The organism is Bradyrhizobium sp. SZCCHNR1017, assembly GCF_032381375.1.
Taxonomy (GTDB): Bacteria; Pseudomonadota; Alphaproteobacteria; order Rhizobiales; family Xanthobacteraceae; genus Bradyrhizobium.
This window is the reverse complement of record NZ_JAUHIR010000001.1, coordinates 694,240-710,648: the sequence shown is the minus strand read 5'-3', so window position 1 is coordinate 710,648 and position 16,409 is coordinate 694,240. Positions and strand designations below refer to the sequence as shown.

Annotated in this window: 8 protein-coding genes; 3 read left to right on the top strand and 5 right to left on the bottom strand. The window is 64.8% G+C overall.

The window, feature by feature from the left end; genetic code table 11:
* Nucleotides 1–223 precede the first annotated feature (223 nt).
* The 5 genes from QW863_RS03305 to QW863_RS03285 form a co-directional block, all read right to left on the bottom strand.
* Complete coding sequence (locus QW863_RS03305) at nt 224–2,038, bottom strand: hypothetical protein (RefSeq protein WP_315711794.1); 1,815 nt, start codon at nt 2,036–2,038, stop codon at nt 224–226.
* Between the two features lie 567 nt (nt 2,039–2,605).
* Nucleotides 2,606–5,899 (bottom strand): hypothetical protein, encoded by a 3,294-nt coding sequence (locus QW863_RS03300; protein WP_315711795.1) that lies wholly within the window; start codon nt 5,897–5,899, stop codon nt 2,606–2,608.
* 553 nt (nt 5,900–6,452) lie between these two features.
* Nucleotides 6,453–8,582: an autotransporter strand-loop-strand O-heptosyltransferase gene (locus tag QW863_RS03295; protein ID WP_316186143.1), complete on the bottom strand. Its 2,130-nt coding sequence runs from the start codon at nt 8,580–8,582 to the stop codon at nt 6,453–6,455.
* Between the two features lie 67 nt (nt 8,583–8,649).
* A complete protein-coding gene (locus tag QW863_RS03290; protein ID WP_315711799.1) occupies nt 8,650–10,605 on the bottom strand; it encodes an HlyD family type I secretion periplasmic adaptor subunit in 1,956 nt (651 codons plus the stop codon).
* A gap of 3 nt (nt 10,606–10,608) precedes the next feature.
* A complete protein-coding gene (locus QW863_RS03285; protein WP_315711800.1) occupies nt 10,609–12,471 on the bottom strand; it encodes a type I secretion system permease/ATPase in 1,863 nt (620 codons plus the stop codon).
* Nucleotides 12,472–13,247: 776 nt separating this feature from the next.
* Here QW863_RS03285 and QW863_RS03280 point away from each other — a divergent pair.
* The 3 genes from QW863_RS03280 to QW863_RS03270 are packed head-to-tail and all read left to right on the top strand — an operon-like array spanning nt 13,248 to nt 16,392.
* Nucleotides 13,248–13,430, top strand: coding sequence for a hypothetical protein (locus QW863_RS03280; protein ID WP_315711801.1), 183 nt, complete (start codon nt 13,248–13,250; stop codon nt 13,428–13,430).
* The gene (locus QW863_RS03275; protein WP_315711803.1) at nt 13,427–15,358 is read left to right on the top strand and encodes an ethylbenzene dehydrogenase-related protein; all 1,932 of its coding nucleotides are present in this window, start codon (nt 13,427–13,429) and stop codon (nt 15,356–15,358) included. Before QW863_RS03280 ends, QW863_RS03275 begins: the two co-directional genes overlap by 4 nt.
* A complete protein-coding gene (locus QW863_RS03270; RefSeq protein WP_315711805.1) occupies nt 15,358–16,392 on the top strand; it encodes a 2Fe-2S iron-sulfur cluster-binding protein in 1,035 nt (344 codons plus the stop codon). The genes QW863_RS03275 and QW863_RS03270 overlap by 1 nt, the downstream gene beginning before the upstream one ends.
* Nucleotides 16,393–16,409 lie beyond the last annotated feature (17 nt).

Below are 16,409 nucleotides of genomic sequence, written 5' to 3'. Positions count from 1 at the left end.
GCAACTTGCTGAATGTTCGACGAATGCCGTTGTCGAGGCGGATTGAAGCGAAACGGAGGCTTAGGTGAGGCCGATCGCAAACGGTCGGCTAGAACCCTTCGAGCAGCGGATGGAGCTTGTCCGGCCACGTGCAGCGTCGATGGCCGGTGCTGCCACAACGCAACGAGCCGGCGTAGACCCAAGGGATCTGCGCCGGCCAATGTTGGTCAGGTTGCTGAAGGCGTCAGCCCCACATGTGGTGCATCGCGTGGTGGTGGGACATGTCCGGACCGCTCGAGGCTGCTGCCGCCGTTGCGGCCGTGGCCGCGGCTGCCGCCGTGTGGTGGCTGCTATGATGGCTGTGGTGGCCGCCGCAGTGATGCGTCGTGGTGGTGTTGTTGCCGCCGGTGGTTCCTCCGCCGGCCGTTCCACCGCCCGTCGTGCCGCCACCGGTCGTCCCACCACCCGTGGTGCCGCCGCCCGCAGTGCCGCCTCCGGTGGTGCCACCACCGGTCGTGCCACCTCCGCCCATGCCGCCGCCGGGCGTGGTCGTGCTCGTAGGCGTTCCGCCCGTGCCGTTGGCGATGTTCGGATTGGCGCCCGCCGGCATGCCGGTGCCCTGGGCAATGCCATTGACCGCAGTCGCTGTCACGAAGCTCGTCGCTGAGGTCACGTAGGCCGATCCGCCGATCGCGATGTTGTTGCCCGCAATGTCTCCGGCATTGCCGATGTAGTTCGCGGCGGCAGCCTTCAACATCGCCTGATCGGTCGCCAGGGCTGTACCCGTGTCGCCGTTCATGATGCCCATCAATGCCTTGGTGGCCATGATGGTGTCAGACTGCAGAGCTCCGGCGGCGAGCTCGTCGTCGAACCGTCCCTTGAACACCGCCCCCTGCGCCGCATCGAACGCGGCGCCAAAGTTCTGGTAGTTCGTGATCTGGTCGATCAGGGCCTGTGACGCCGTACCTGTTCCATTTGCGACCGCAACCAACTTCGCACCCAGCGTATTGCCCTCGGCGAGGAACGACGCCCAGAAATTGGTCTGCGCCTGATTATCCTGGAACTTCGTGACGGTCCCGGTCAGGCCGCCGGGCATTTCGGAGAACCCGCCGATGTGACCAGGCGCGCCGGTGCCGCCCGCCGCTGCGTTGAGCGCCGCGTCGTTCTGAAACACGTCGATCATGTCGACGATGTTGTCGGCGGAGCCGCGCAGCGCCGTCGGATTGGCCATCGTCTCGGCGACATCGTATTTGTTCAGCTGAAGGTTTGCTTGGCTGAGCAGCGTCATCAGGTGAAGTGTCGTCGTTTGGGCCGCAACGGCGGTTTCACCGGCTTCAATCGCAGCGAGCTTCGCGGGGTCATTCAGGATCGCCTGAAGGCCCTGCGTCACGGCCGTAAAATCAGCCTGGATCTGGTTGATGTTGTTGGCGCTCATGCCGCCCAGCGAAAGGTCAGCGGCGGCATTGAACACCGTTCCGATGGCGGTCAGGTCGCCCGCGGCCGCTGCAGCGAGATTGGTGGCGCTGTCGTTGCCGGCGGGAAGGCTCTGGAACGCCACGTCCATGGCACCCGTGTTGGCCAGGAAGGGAACGTTGTTGAGCGCGGCGGAAAGATGCGCGTCACCCTGGATCTGCGCCAGGATCTGCATCTGCACGTTGTGGATGGTCTGGTCGGCCTCGGCGAGGGTCGCCGGATTGGTCGTGTTGGGTGCGGCGTTGATCAGCGTCGTGATCTCGTTCGAGACCTGGGTGAGCACCGCGGTGTCGGTCGCGTTGAGCGTGAATGCCTTGCCGCCGATCGTGACATCTCCGGGATTGGCCAGCATCGCGTTGATGTCGTTCTGCACGGCATGCAGGTCTGTGGTGTAGCTGCCGAGGAACGGGTTGGAGTTGCCGCTGTTCTGGGGCGTCGAGAACAGACCGGTCGAGATGCGAACCGCGTCGTTGAACACGACGCCGGCCTGGACGAGGTCGGTCGACGGGTTGAGCGCAGAGGCGCGAACCAGCAGATTGGACGTGCCATTCGCCAGCGCCGTCGGGTTGAAGGTATTGGCTGCCATTGATCATCTCCCCAAGTTTCAACCCGGCGTCTGCTGCTTGGCGTATGGGCAGCACGCGGGCGTTGATCGGGCAGCGACGTCTCGTTCGCTCCTTCGCGGAACGGGCGAAATGTCGCAGCCTCAGAGCACCTGGGAATTATTTGCTCCAATGGGGCCAAAAGAAGCGCCGCGGAGTCCTCAAATATGATGTTGTTCGGGCAAATGGCTCCTGTCGCAGCCGGGTCACGGCGGCGGTCGGAAGCTTACTAACTCGTTGATTTCCGTCGTGGCATCCCCGCAACATCGTCGCTCAGCGGCGCTTCGACGCACGGTCCAGACAAGAAGTTGCCCCGATCTTGCGACCGGTCACCGATCTCTCCTTAGAAAAGTTCCAGCGTGACGAGCCTCCGCGGTGCGGAACGGAACGTGCATCTTTGTTGATCTTCCGAGGCCTCCTTCTTCAACGCGTGTCGTCTCGCCCGGCTCATTGTCCTTCTCATTTCCCCCGGGAGCACTGCGCGAGTGGACCTCATCTGCTTGCTCCCGGGTATCCGTATCCCAGCCGCAGCAGCTGCTGCGGCTGCCTCGTCAACCCCACATGTGATGCATCGCGTGGAGATGCGACATGTCGGGCCCGGCAGCCGCGGCCTGGCTCATATGCGCGCCCTGGCTTTGATCGTGATGATGGTGATGATCGCTGTGATGCGTGGCGTTGCTGCCGTTGTTGGCCGTGGTACCCGTCGACGTGCCGCCAGCCGCCGTTCCGCCAGCCGCCGTGCCGCCAGCCGCGGTTCCGCCGGTCGACGTGCCTCCGTTCGCCGCGGTGCCACCGGCTGCAGCGCCACCGGCGGCGGTGGTTCCTGCCGCAGCAGTGCCGCCGGTGCCGTTGGCCAGGTTCGGTGTCGCGGTGACCGGAATGGTGCCGTGCGCGGTCCCCTTGATTGAGGTCGCCGCCGAGACCGTCGTGGCCGTCCCAACATAGGTGCCGCCATTGACCGGAATGTTGTTGCCGGAGACGTCCATGGCGTCGGCGGCAAAGCCCTGGCCGGCCGCGGCGACCATCGCCTTGTCTGCCGCAAGTGCTGCGCCGGTGTCGCCGTTGAGGATGCCTTGCAGGCCCTTGACCGCGTTGGCGGTGTCGGCTTCGAGCGTGCCGCTGAGCAGTTCGTTGTCGAACCGACCCTGGAACACGGCCCCCTGGGCGGCGTCGAAATTGGCGCCGAACTGCTGGTAGTTCTGGATCTGCGTGATCAGGGCCGCGCTCGCCTGCGCACCGCCGGTCGAGATTTTCTGCAGCGTGGCGTTGATGGTGTTGGCCTCGGCCAGGAATGCGGCCCAGAAATTCGTCTGCGCCTGGTTGTCCTGGAATTTGGTGACCGTCCCCTTGAGCCCGCCCGGATCCTCGGCAAAGCCGCCCGCATGGCCGGCGTTGCCGTTGCCACCTGCCGCCATGTTGAGGTTGGTGTCGCCCTGGATGATGTCGATGATGTCGAGCAGGTTGTCGGCCGTGCCGCGGAGAGCGGCCTGATTGCCGGTGGTCGCAGCCTGATCATACTTGCCCAGCTGCAGGTTGATCTGGCCGAGCGCTGTCTGCAGATGGATCGTCGTCAGCGCCGCGGCGTTGGCAGTCTCGCCAGCCTCGATCTGCGCGAGCTGGGTCTTGTTGTTGAGGATGGCCGTCAGTCCGTGCTGGACGGCGGTGAAGTCCGCGGTCACCTCGGCAAGGTTACCGGTGTTGATGCCGCCCGAGGCGACCTCGACGGCCTTGTTGAAGACCAGACCAACGTCCTTCAGGCTGTTGCCGGCGGTAGCGGCGGCAAGACTCGCCGGATCGTCCGCGCCCGCGGGCGACGTCTGGAAGGCGACGTCCTGGCCGCCGGTATTGGCGAGGAAGGGGACGTTGTTCAACGCGTTCGCCAGATGCGCGTCGTTGTGGATTTCGCCGAGGATTTCCTGCTGCAGCGCATGGATCGTCTGGCTTGCCGCTGCCGATGTGCTGGCGTTGGCGAACTGTCCCGCCGCCTGCAGCAGTGTGCCCAGTTGCCCCTCGACATTGGTCAGCACCGCCGTGTCGGTCGCGTTCAGGGCGAAGGTCTTGCCGCCGAGCGTGACCTGACCAGGGTTGGCCAGCATCGCCGCAATATCGGTCTGCACCGCCGTGATGTCGGCCTGGTAGCTGGTGAGGAAGGCCGGCGAGTTGCCGCTGTTGGCGAGGCTGAAGAGGCCGAGCGAGGCGCGCACCGCGTCGTTGAAGACGACGCCAGCCTGCACCAGGTCGGTCGAATGCTGGATCGCCGTGGCACGGGTCAAAAGGTTCGACGTGCCGTTGGCAAGCGCGGTCGGGCTGAAATTCACCGGCGTGGCGCCACCAGCCGGCGGCGTCGACGATGAGCCGCCGGTGCCGTTGGCAATGTTCGGGGTTGCCGTGACCGGGATCGTGCCCTGGGCGAGTCCGTGCACCGACGTGGCCGTCGAGACCGTGGTCGCCGAGCCGACATAGGTCGCGCCGCCGATCGCGATGTTGTTGCCGGAAACGTCCATGGCGTCGGCCGCGAAGCCCTGGCCGGCCGCGGCGAGCATCGCCTTGTCCGCGGCAAGCGCAGCGCCCGTATCGCCGTTCAGGATGCCTTGCAGGCCCTTCACCGCGGCCGCCGTGTCGGCTTCGAGCGTGCCGCTCAGAAGCTCGTTGTCGAAGCGGCCACGGAAGACGTTGCCTTGCGCGGCATCGAAATTGGCGCCAAATGCCTGATAGTTCTGGATCTGAGTGACCAGTGCGGCGCTGGCCTGCGCTCCGCCGGTTGCGATCTTCTGCAGGGTCGCGTTGATGGTGTTGCCTTCCGCCAAGAAGGCGGCCCAGAAATTCGTCTGCGCCTGGTTGTCCTGGAACTTGGTGACCGTGCCGGTCAACCCGCCCGGATCCTCCGCGAAGCCGCCGGCATGGCCGGGCATGCCGTTGCCGCCCGCGGCCTTGTTCAGATTGGCGTCGTTCTGAATGATGTCGATGCTGTCGAGCAGATTGTCCGCCGTGCCGCGCAGCGCAGCCTGATTGCCGGTTGTTTCCGCCTTGGCATACTGGTTGAGCTCGAGATTGATCTGCCCGAGCACCGTTTGCAGATGGATGGTCGTGAGCGCGGCCGCGTTCGCCGTTTCGCCATTCTCGATCTGGGCAAGCTGGGTCTTGTTGTTGAGGATCTTGGTGAGACCTTGCGAGATCGCGGTGAGGTCGTTCGTTACCTCCTGCAGGTTCGCGGTGCTGATGCCGCCGGAGGCGAGGTCGACGACCTTGTTGAAGACGAGGCCGACATCCTTCAGCGTGTTGCCTGCGGTCGCTGCGGCCAAGGTCGCCGCATCATCGGCACCGGCCGGCGTGTTCTGGAAGCCGACGTCCTGGCCGCCGGTGTTGGCGAGGAAGTTGACCTTGTTGAGCGCGCCGGACAGATGCGCGTCGCCGTTGATCTCCTGCAGGATCTCCTGCTGGACCGCGTGCAGGGTCTGATCCGCGGCTGTGATCGTCGCAGCATTCGTGGTCTGCGGTGCGGCCGTGAGCAGCGTCGAGATCTGCGCCTGCACGTTGGTGAGAACGGCGGTGTCGGTCGCATTCAGCGTGAAGGCCTGGCCGCCCAGGGTCACCTGGCCGGGATTTGCGAGCATCGCGGCGATGTCGTTCTGTACGGCGTGGAGATCGGTCGTGTAGCTGCCGAGGAACGGGTTCGAGTTGCCGCTGCCTGCCTGCGTGAACAGGCCGAGCGAGGCGCGCACCGCATCGTTGAACACCACGCCGGCTTGGACGAGGTCGGTCGACATCTTGAGCGCTGAGGCGCGCACCAGCAGGTTCGACGTTCCGTTGGCCAGCGCCGTCGGGTTGAAGGTGTTATTCGCCATAGATCATCTCTCCCCAAGTTCATCCGACGCCCGGCAGGGCCCCGTACCGAAACTGGCCGGACGATGCGGAAGCGCATCGGCCCTGCGTCGGACGTGCTGCGCCGCGCCTCACGCCCGTGCGCCGCTGTGTCGCGCGCTTTTCTGACGCGCGCTACTTTGTCGCACCTCGCTATATGCTCGGAGCAATCGGGCCAAAAAAGGCGTGGGGGAGTCCGCAAATATGTTGTTCTCGGGACATCGCGGATCTGTGACAGATGCGCCGCGATCGCGTGCCAAGTGATTGATTTCTGGCGGCAAGCAGCAAATGCGGGGTGCGGCGATCGGGCGCGAATTGCATGTTGTCGTCAAGATGCTGCCTGCATCTCGCCGGTGAGTGGCCGGTCTCCGGAGATCAGACGCAGGGTTGGTCTGATGCGCTCGAGGTTGCCCGGCGACACGGGCGCGCGGCATTGTCGCAGCGCGATCGCTGGAAAAACGCCACGATGGATCGTCTGTCCGGGGGAGTGAGAGGCGAAGGCGCCTGGGCGTATCGGCCGACCTCGCCGTGCGCCGTTCAGGACGGCGGCGCGGCCTGACGCTGTGCCAGGAGCGCAGTCCTGATCTTCTGCAGCAGTGTAGTGTAGAGCTGATTCCAGGCCGGGTCATTCTGCCCGTTCGCGTCCAGCCCTTGCTTGGTCAGGCCCAGGCTGATCCGGTAGACGGCGAGCGCGCCGTCGATGTTGCCGAGTGGAATGAAGGCATCGCCCAGACTCTGGTAGGAATTTGCAAGCGCCTGCTGCAGCGACGGATCGTTGGCGACCGTGTTGGCGAGGTGGGTGATCAGCGCGGTATTGGCGCGACGCTGCTCGAAGGCTTCGGCATGGCGGCCCTGGGCGGCGAGCACGTCCGCCAGCAGAGCGTGGCACCAGGCGAGGTCGCGCTCAAAGCTGAGATTGCCGCGGTGAGCTGCGGTCAGCTTCCGGATGATGGCGAGGCTGGCGGAATAGGCGGCATGCGCAGCCTCGAGGTTTCGCTGAACGAACAACACGGCGCCAATGCGGTTCAAGGCGACCGAGAGGTTGCGTTGAAACCCGGCGTCGTCCGGATTGGCTACGGTCAGGTACCTGACGATGGCGATGCTCTGCTTGTAGTTCTGCAGCGCGCCCATGAGATCGCTCGCGGTGGCTGCGCGATCGCCTTCCGCGATGCCGGCGGCAGCCTGATCCAGCAGCCTGCCGGCGGCGACCGTGACGCCGACTGCAAGGCCCCCGCGGGCAACGTCGCCGCACGGTTGCGCCAGCAGTGCTGCGAGCGCGACCGGTTCGTCGCTCTCCACGGATTCCGGCGCCGACTCTGCCCTCGAGGTTCGATGCCGATCAAAGGGCGCAGGCGCCGCCTGCTGCTGAGAGGTGCGCGGTTGCGGATGCAATCCCTGTCCGAAGCCGGGAATTCGGCGCAACATGCCCTCGACCTGCGCGGCCGTGATCAGGCGCGTGCACTCGAACTGTCGGGACGTGCCCTGCCATCGCGGGCACCACAGAAAGTCCTCATGGTCGAAGCGATGACTGGCATCATTCCAGCAACTGTTGCAGGCGTGATGGTTGATGACCCGATAGGGGGTCGCAAACTCGTTGGTGGGGTGGGTGAAGCCGCTGATCAGCACGACCGGAGTGCCGACCGCCCAGGCCAGCCATGACAACCCCGAGGAAAGGCCGATGAAGAACGCGGCGTGCTTGAGCCAGCGGGCGCGCTCGGGCAGCGGCCGGTCGCCGGTCTGATCCTCGGCTGCGGCGGGAATTTGCGTCCGGTAGGCGCCGTGGCTGCGCTCCGCGGTCTGATCGATGCAGATCACGCGATAGCCGGTCTCGCGGAGGAAGGCCACGATGCTCTGCCAGCCCTCAGGATTGTTCCAGTGCTTGCACGCGGTCGTTGCTTGCATGGCGATGCAGACATAGGGGTCCTCGATGGGACGGCTGTCTTCGCTCAACGCGACGCGAGGTGGACGCTCGGCCGGATCCACGCCGAGAATGTGAGCTGCGGTCCGATGCAGGCCGACCTGCCTGAAATCATAGGGCTGATGGACCAGCTCGGCATCGTCGAAGAACAGCCCGACCGAGTAGGTTGCGTAGTATCGCTCCGGCTGGACCGTCTCGTGGCTGAGGAATGCGATGTCAGGGTAGGCGTCGCGGAACAGCGGGATCAGCGGCTCGCCCATCGCACAGCTCAGGCGGCACCGATGCAGGTCCTTGAACTTCACTGCATAGCTCATCCAGCCGATGATGTCGCCGATCGTGCCGACCGGGAATTGGATCAGGACGTCGCGGTCGGTGGCGTCATAGTCGTGGCACAGCAGCAGCTCGGGCCCTGACCACACTTCGAGCCTGAACGGGACAAAGTAGCGTTTGCTGCTGTTGACGTGCCCAGAACGCAGGTCGATGTCGAACAGGACGTTGGCGGTCTCGAGATCGCTCAATCGGACGTGCCAGGCGTGTCCGGTGTCGGGCAGCATGACACGACAGCCGTCGTTGAAGTCGAAGCGCAGCCCCTGGGGACCCTCCTGGGTCGGCACGGCCGCTGGCGGCGGCAGTCGCGGCTTTCGTGCGTGATCAGACGCCTCGGTGCGGGCGCCGGGCTGGGCGGACGGTAACGCACTTGCCGGCACCATCGCCGGGTCTGAGGTGCGGGGAAAATTTGCAACGTTCATGTCGAGGTGCCGACGCGGTCTGCGTTCATTCGTGAGCGATGACGCCGACCGCGGCCGTTCGGTCTTGTTACTCCACGAAGGCGCGGCGCCACTGATCGAGAACCGGCTTCATCAGATAGCTGAGCATCGTCCGGCTGCCGGTTTGAACGTAGACTTCGGCCTGCATGCCGGGCATCAGGTTGACGTTGCCGAGCCGCTTGCGCTCCTCGTCGGACAGCGTGATCCTGACCGTGTAGAAGGTGGAGCCGGTTCGCGGGTCATTGGTGATATCAGGCGACACGAACGAGACCTGGCCGCTCAATTTCGGCGTGGTGCGCTGGTTGAAGGCGTTGAAGTGGACCATCGCATCCTGCCCGGTGTGAACGTGATCGATATCCTTGGGCTGGACGTGCCCTTCGACCTGCAGTTCGTCCGAATCGGGGACCAGCTCCATGACGGTCTCACCCGGCTTGATGACGCCGCCGATGGTGTGGATCGCGAGCTGGTGGATGGTGCCGGAGTTCGGCGCGCGCATCTCGATGCGATCGAGCTGGTCGCGCGCGGCGACGCCCTTCTCGACCAGATCGCCTTCCTTGGCCTGGGACTCGCTGAGGTCCTTGACCACCTCACTGCGGAAATCCTGATCGATCTTGACGGTCTGGAGCTCGGCTTCGCTGATCTTGGACCTCGTCTCCGCCACGCTGGACACCAGCTGGCCGCGTTCACCGTCGATCCGAGCGGCTTCCCGCTGCAGCGTGGTCAGTCGCGTCAGCGGAACGAGCCGCTTGTCATAGAGCTCCTGCACGCCGGCCAACTCGCCCTTGATCAGCTCGATCTGCTTGTTCTTGGATTCGAGCTGAGACTCCATGCCGCTGATTTCGTTGTTCAGCTGGACGATGCGGCCCTGCAGCAGCTCTTTCTGGCTCTTGCGGGTCGTGGCACGGGCCTTGAACAGCGCGTTCTCCGACGCGATCACGGTGCGGACGTTCGGATCGTCCTGACGTGAGGTCAGAGTGGACGGATAGTCCGGCTGATCGAGACCGTCACGCTCGGCCGAGAGCCGCGCAATCTTGGCGCGCTGCTCGTTCAATTGCTTGGTGATCGCCTGGAGCTGGGCCTGGCTCTGCGTAGCGTCGAGCCGCACGAGCAGATCGCCCGCCGCGACGCGCTTGCCGTTGTCGACCTTGATTTCCGCGACAATGCCGCCGGTCGGATGCTGAATGGCCTTCACGTTGGATTGCACCACGAGATTGCCGGGAACCACGATCGCGCCGGCGAGCGGCACGAGGGTCAGCCAGCCGCCGCCGAGAACGCCGGCGACAAGCAGCACCCGCAAGCCGAGACGCAACTCGTTCTCGAACATGCGGCTGACGCGCGGCACCAGCGATTCGTCCGAACCGTCGTCGAGATCGGCCGCCGTTCCTTGCGTCGCAATGAAGGTCATGCCGGTGGTCAAGGCCGTACCGGCGGTACCGACCAGGCGGCCGACACGGGTTTGCGGAACGGCAGGCGCATGCGCCAGACGGGCGGGAAGGTTCTGCTGCCCGACCGCGCGCGGCGCGCCGACGCCGAAATTGCCGTCGCGTCGTGCATCCTGCAGGTCGAGCAGGGGCGCCGAATTGCTGCCCGCCATGCGCGCGGGCGGATGGCGCGGCGGCGGCGACAGCTCCGGCTCGTTGCCGCGCATCGGTGCGGGCTGCTGCCAGTCCATCTCGCGGATGCCTTCACCCCGGCGTGTCCGGGGCGCCTGGGCGCCGAGACCGAACAGCGACAGCGACGCACCGAGGGCGCGGCCCATGGTGCTGCCCTTCTTCTTCGAACGCGGCTTTGGCCTGCCTGGCGACGGTGGCGGACGCCGTCGCTTCTTGCCGCCGTCCCGTGTGCCGTGGCGCTGCCGCGGGTCCTCGTCGGAGCCGTCGTCGAATGCGCCCTGCAGCCGCTGCAGCTCGAGAATCAATGCATCGCCCTGCGGACCGACCGCGCGAGTCTTCGGTCGCACATAATCGTCGTCGTCGAACGGCCTGAAGTCGTTGATGTGTTTCATTGATCAAGCGCTTTCTGCTGGGGCGGCGCGACGAAGCGAGCGGGCGTTCGGATTTGGCGCCGCTGCGGGAGCAGCAACCCTGGGCGGAGCGGGGGCATGCGCGACGGCGGGTCCCGCGGCCTTGTTGGCTCCGGCGACGCGGGCAAAGATCTCCTGGCAGGGACCGAATGCGATCGCCTTGCCCTCGTACAGCACCAGCGCCATGTTGAGCGCATTCAGCGCGCTGGGACGGTGCGAAATCACGATCACGATGCTCTGGTTCTGCTGCCGCATGATCTGAATGGCGCGGCTGAGCGCGTTCTCGCCGTCGGTGTCCAGATTGGCATTCGGCTCGTCGAGGACGATGAGAAAGGGATCGCCATACACCGCGCGGGCCAGACCCACGCGCTGCCGCTGACCGGCCGACAGCGACATGCCGCCTTGGCCGATTCGCGTCGAATAGCCTTCCGGCAGCCGCAGGATGATGTCGTGCACGCCGGCGATCTGCGCCGCCTTCAGAATCGCATCCGAGCTCGCATTCTCGTCGAAGCGGCAGATGTTGTCGGCGATGCTGCCGTCGAACAGGGCAACGTCCTGCGGCAGGTAGCCGATGTGGCGGCCGAGATCCTCGTTGCTCCATTGGTCGAGCGCTGCGCCGTCGAGGCGGACGGATCCATGCTGTGCAGGCCAGATGCCGACCAGCGCCTTCGAGAGCGAGGTCTTGCCGGAGGCACTCGCGCCGAGCAGTGCCAGACCCGTGCCTGCCTTGATCGAGAACGACACGTTTTGAACAATCGGCCGATCGGTGCCCGGCGCGGTGACCGTCAGCTCCTGTACGGTCAGCTCGCGGAACGGGCGGGGCAACGCGACCGGCGGCGCTTCCGGCCTGGCGGTGGCCTTGCAGATATCGCGCAGACGCGCGATGCCCTGGCGCGCGGCGACCAGCTGTTTCCAGCTGCCAAGTGCGATCTCGATCGGGGCGAGCGCGCGGCCCATCAGGATCGACGAGGCCATCATCACGCCGCCGGAGGCCTGCTCGGAGACGACGAGCGCCGCGCCGATGCCGAGCATGCCCGACTGCAGGATGAAGCGCAGCACTTTCGCGGCGGCTCCGAGATTGGCGTAGACATCGCTCGCGCGAATGTTGTCCTTCAGATAGCGCTCGTTGACGGCGTTCCAGCGTGCCGAGAAGCGATCCAGCATTCCGAGCGCGCGAATCACCTCGGCATTGCGCTGGGTGGCGTCGGCGAGAACCTGCCGCGCGGCGCTCGTATCGCTGGCGGATTTGCTCGCCTGACGCGACAACCGGTCGGTCACCAGCGTCATCGAGATGATTCCGGCCGTGCCGATGACGGCCGTGATGCCGATCAGCGGATGAAACAGAAACATGCCGATCAGGAAGATCGGTATCCATGGCATGTCGAGAAAGGCGGTTGGTCCCATGCTCGACATAAAGGCGCGCAGCTGGTCGAGATCGCGCAGCGGCTGCTGCATCAGCATCGGCTTGGTGCCGCGCAGGGGCAGGGTGGCCAGAGCGTGATGAATCGCGTCCTGCAAGCTCGCGTCGAACACGGTCGCCACCCGGCACAGCATGCGGGTGCGCAACGCGTCGAAATAACCCTGAATCAGATAGACGGCTAGAATCATCACCGACAGGCCGACGAGCGTGGCGAGATTCTTGCTCGGAACGACGCGATCATTGACCTGCATCATATAAACCGAGCCCGAGAGCATCAGGATGTTGATGACGCCGCTGAACACGCCGATGCCGGCCATGCGTTTGACAGCCTGGCGCAACCCGCGCGTCACCGGATCGTCGCTTCCCGAGAGAAGGTCGTTGAGGGCAGCCGCGGCTTTCGTTCTCGGGCGGTCTTGAGCCAGACTCATCCAGGCGCGTCTCCCAAACACAGTGCTTCACTCCGCGCTATTGACAGTCGATACCGACGATTTTCCGGCAACAATTGGACAAGTGGGCAATTCCGTCGCAGCGTCGCGGGCAAACGACCGGCACGAGGCGCGATGCGCCGGGGCGGCTCTGAAAAAGTGTGGCATCGTTCAGCGCGATCGGGTCCGTGCGAAATCCGTCCGCGATCGTCGATAGTTGCAGCGTGATAGCAGCCATCGGCACGCGACGCGTGTCACACATTCGTCCGTCTATCACCTTGGTTCCGTACTCATTGGTCGCGGTCCGGGCCGAATGACGCCACGAAGCCGAATAAATCTTCCTGCGGTGCAACGCACAGGCGTTGTCATCTCGATCATGCGGTATTCGATGATGGTGCGGAGAACGATCATGATGGCGGCGGCAACACAAGGACATGCGGCTCCGCGCACCAATCCAAGACGTGCAATCAGCTCAGCCGGGCATGGCGACCGACGATGTGTTCTATCATCGAACGTGCGGCCGCTGTGGAACCGGTGACCCGCCAAGCATCGGGCGCACGAGATCAACATCAACTCCAGGGAGGACGAAGCAGATCAGTCCGCGTGCGATCCGAGCAACTCGTCACCGGCTCGGGCCACGGCAGCTGATCAACCATAGGCGTGATCCAACCGATCACGCTCAAGCGTAGCGGGGCAACGATTGGGTGCAGAACGGCGCCGTAACGCCGAAGTCGGACGAAGTTGCTCACTTAGTAAAGCGTATCCGGGGGACGACAAAGTTGCTGGACGACATCACCATCGAGACGCGTGATGCGGGAATGGATTCGGGTCGAGGGGCGGCCCGCAGGGTTGAATACTTGATCATCCTGCGCCGGATCGGTCCGCTGAGACGAAATACGGTCGCCAGGTCGGCGGTGAATCGCGCCGATCGCGTGCGCGCAGCTCTGGAGGCGCACGCATGAAGATCCGCAAGACCGACTATGGAACGATCATCCTGCACTGGACCCTGGTTGGGGCCACGGTGATCGCGTTCCTGACGGGGCTTCGCATGGCGACCGAAGCGCCTGGACACGCATGGATCGCCAACAATCTCGATTGGCTGCTGCCCCGGCACCGGACCTGGACCTGGCACATGCCGGCTGGGGTCGTGCTCGCGAGCGTCGCCGTCGCCTACATGATCTATATCTCGAAGTCAGGGCTCGGCCGTCGCGTCACCATCGACAAGATGCGCTTCAAGGGCTTGCTCGGCCGCCGGCCGGCGCGGCTGGGCTCGATCAGCGTGATGCTGCATTGGGTGCTTTTCATCTCCATGGCGATCCTGATCGTCACCGGAGGCATGCTCTTCTTCGGCGTAGCCTCCGGCTACGTCACCATGATGATCCACTGGTACGCGACCTGGGTGATCCCGGCCTTCGTGGTGCTGCACGTCCTGGTTCACTTCAGCATCGGCGGAAAGATGCAGCTCTATCGCGTGTTCCGGCCGGCGCCCTTGCCGCCGCCGCCGCCAAAGCTCGATCCCGTCGAACTCCTCACGATGCTGGTCGAGCAGTCGGAAAAGCTGGAGGAAGCGGAGGCGCCTCCGAGGAGGCCGGCGCCAGCTGCGCGGCCTGCAGCGCGTGAGCCGATGCCGGCGCCGCGGCGCATGGAGGAGCCGATGCGGGCCCGGTCCGAGCCGCGTGTGCCGCCGGGTCGCATGCGTCCGCCGCCGACACCTGCCAAGGGCAATTCCCGCCGCCGCAATCCGAGCTTCCAATCCAACCCGTTCATGGTCGCGATCGCCGCAGCCATCGTGATCGGTTCGGCGATGTTCGCCGCCGACTACTACGCCGAGGACACCGTCACGGTGTATCGAATCGCGACATCGGATGCGCCGACGCTTGACGGCGATTCGTCGGATCGTGTCTGGCGCAACATCCAGCCGCACATGGTGACGACCAACCAGGGCGACAATTTCGACGGTACCGGCGAATCGCGCGTCTGGATCAAGGCGGCGCATGACGGCACGTGGGTCTACTTCCTCGTCATCTGGGAGGATCCGACGCGATCGTTGAAGCAGCTGCCGCTGATCAAGAAGGCGGATGGCTGGCATCTCCTGCAGAATGGATTCGACAAGGGCGACGAGAACGATTTCAACGAGGACAAGTTCTCGCTGTTGTTCACGACGCTGCCGATCACCTTGGCCGCGGACCGAACGTTTCACATGAGCTCGCAGCCGATGCCGGACAAGCCGCCGACGCTGTCGGGTCGCGGCATCCACTACACGCCGGCGCCGAATCTCTATGCCGACGCCTGGCTGTGGAAGGCGACGAGCGGCGGCCCGACCGGATGGATGGACGATGATCATTTCGGTCCGCCTGCGGAGCCGACACCGGATCAGGTCAAGGGACTCACGCCCTACAAGGGCGGGTTTGCACCGGATCCGGGGACTGCGAACTATTCGGACAATTTCGTGATCGACAGGGAGGCCGCAAGACTGGGAAATCGGGGCGTGAGACCGAAGCGCCTGCCGAAGGACGTCGCCGCGATGACCGCGGCGATGGGCGAGATCAATCTCGATCCCAACATCGGCGAGAGTGAAGGCTCACGCTGGTTCATGACAGAGGCCGAATCGGTGCCCTATTCGGCCGAGGCGGATGCCCAGACGCCGATCGGGACCGTGGTGCCCGGTGTTCTCGTCAGCGGCGAGTTCACCGGTGATCGCGCGGACATCCGTTGCGCTGCGCGTTGGGCCGCGGGCCACTGGACGCTCGAAATTGCCCGCAAAATGGACACGAAAAGCAAGTACGACGTTCCGATCAAGAATGGCGTGTTCATGCGTGTCGCAGCGTTCGACCATACCCAGATCAGACATACCAGGCAGATCCGGCCGATGCGACTTGAGGTGCAGTAATGGGTAAGATTTGCAAGATCCAGTACAACAGGGAAACGTTCTACGCGAATGTGGGCGATATCCTGCTCGACGGCGCCATCAACAGTGGCGTGGATCTGCCCCATGACTGCCGCAGCGGAATCTGCGGCTCCTGCAAAGTGACGGTCATCGACGGCAAGCTGTTCGGCGGCATGGAAGGCGACATGGCGCATGCGTGCCAGGCGCGTGTCGTGTCCGACCTCAAGATCATCACGGAGCCCGTGCCGGATACGGTGACGATGAACTGCGAGGTGGGCGATCTCGTGCGGCTCGCGCCCGACGTCGTCGGTGTCACCCTCGAGATGCCGAAGCCGCTGCGATTCTTCCCCGGACAATACGCCAAGGTCCAGTACCGCGGTTTTCCGACACGCTGCTACAGCCCGACCTATCCGATGGTCGGCGCGCCCGATAGCCATCTGCTGTATCTGCACATCCGCATCCTGAAGGATGGCCTGGTGTCCTCGGCGCTCGGCCGTGACATCCAGGTCGGACATCGCGTCAAGCTGACGGCGCCGCTCGGCACCGCGTTCTTCCGTCAGAAGCATCGCGGCCGGATCATCCTGGTGGCGAGCGGCACCGGCTTCGCGCCGATGTGGGCGATCGCGGTCGCCGCCATCACGGAGAATCCGAAGCGCGAGATCGTCTTCATCGTCGTGTCACGCACCTTGCAGTCGTTCTACATGCATCAGGCGCTGTGCCGCTTGGCGCGCTTCCCGAACGTGAAGATCATCCCGATCGTGTCGGAGCCGCAGAACGTCTCGCCGGCGATTCGCAGCGGCCGGCCGACCGAACACATGCCGGAGCTCACGCCGAACGACGTCGTCTACACCTGCGGCGCGCCGGCTATGACGGAGGCGGTCGCGAAGATGTCGCGCGCGGCCGGAGCGAAGTGTCATTGCGATCCGTTCGTCTCGTCGGCGCAGCCCTCCGAGTCGAGCGGCGGACTCATGGATCGGCTGGTCGGGTGGCTCGACAGCCAGCGAGGCCGGCCGGCCATGTTCCAGCCGGCGGAATGAGATCGTTGCGGCCGCGA

Coding starts and splice junctions, on each gene's coding strand:
- QW863_RS03305 (WP_315711794.1), bottom strand. CDS start 2,038: ATGGCAGCCAATACCTTCAACCCGACGGCGCTGGCGAATGGCACGTCC.
- QW863_RS03300 (WP_315711795.1), bottom strand. CDS start 5,899: ATGGCGAATAACACCTTCAACCCGACGGCGCTGGCCAACGGAACGTCG.
- QW863_RS03295 (WP_316186143.1), bottom strand. CDS start 8,582: ATGAACGTTGCAAATTTTCCCCGCACCTCAGACCCGGCGATGGTGCCG.
- QW863_RS03290 (WP_315711799.1), bottom strand. CDS start 10,605: ATGAAACACATCAACGACTTCAGGCCGTTCGACGACGACGATTATGTG.
- QW863_RS03285 (WP_315711800.1), bottom strand. CDS start 12,471: ATGAGTCTGGCTCAAGACCGCCCGAGAACGAAAGCCGCGGCTGCCCTC.
- QW863_RS03275 (WP_315711803.1), top strand. CDS start 13,427: ATGAAGATCCGCAAGACCGACTATGGAACGATCATCCTGCACTGGACC.
- QW863_RS03270 (WP_315711805.1), top strand. CDS start 15,358: ATGGGTAAGATTTGCAAGATCCAGTACAACAGGGAAACGTTCTACGCG.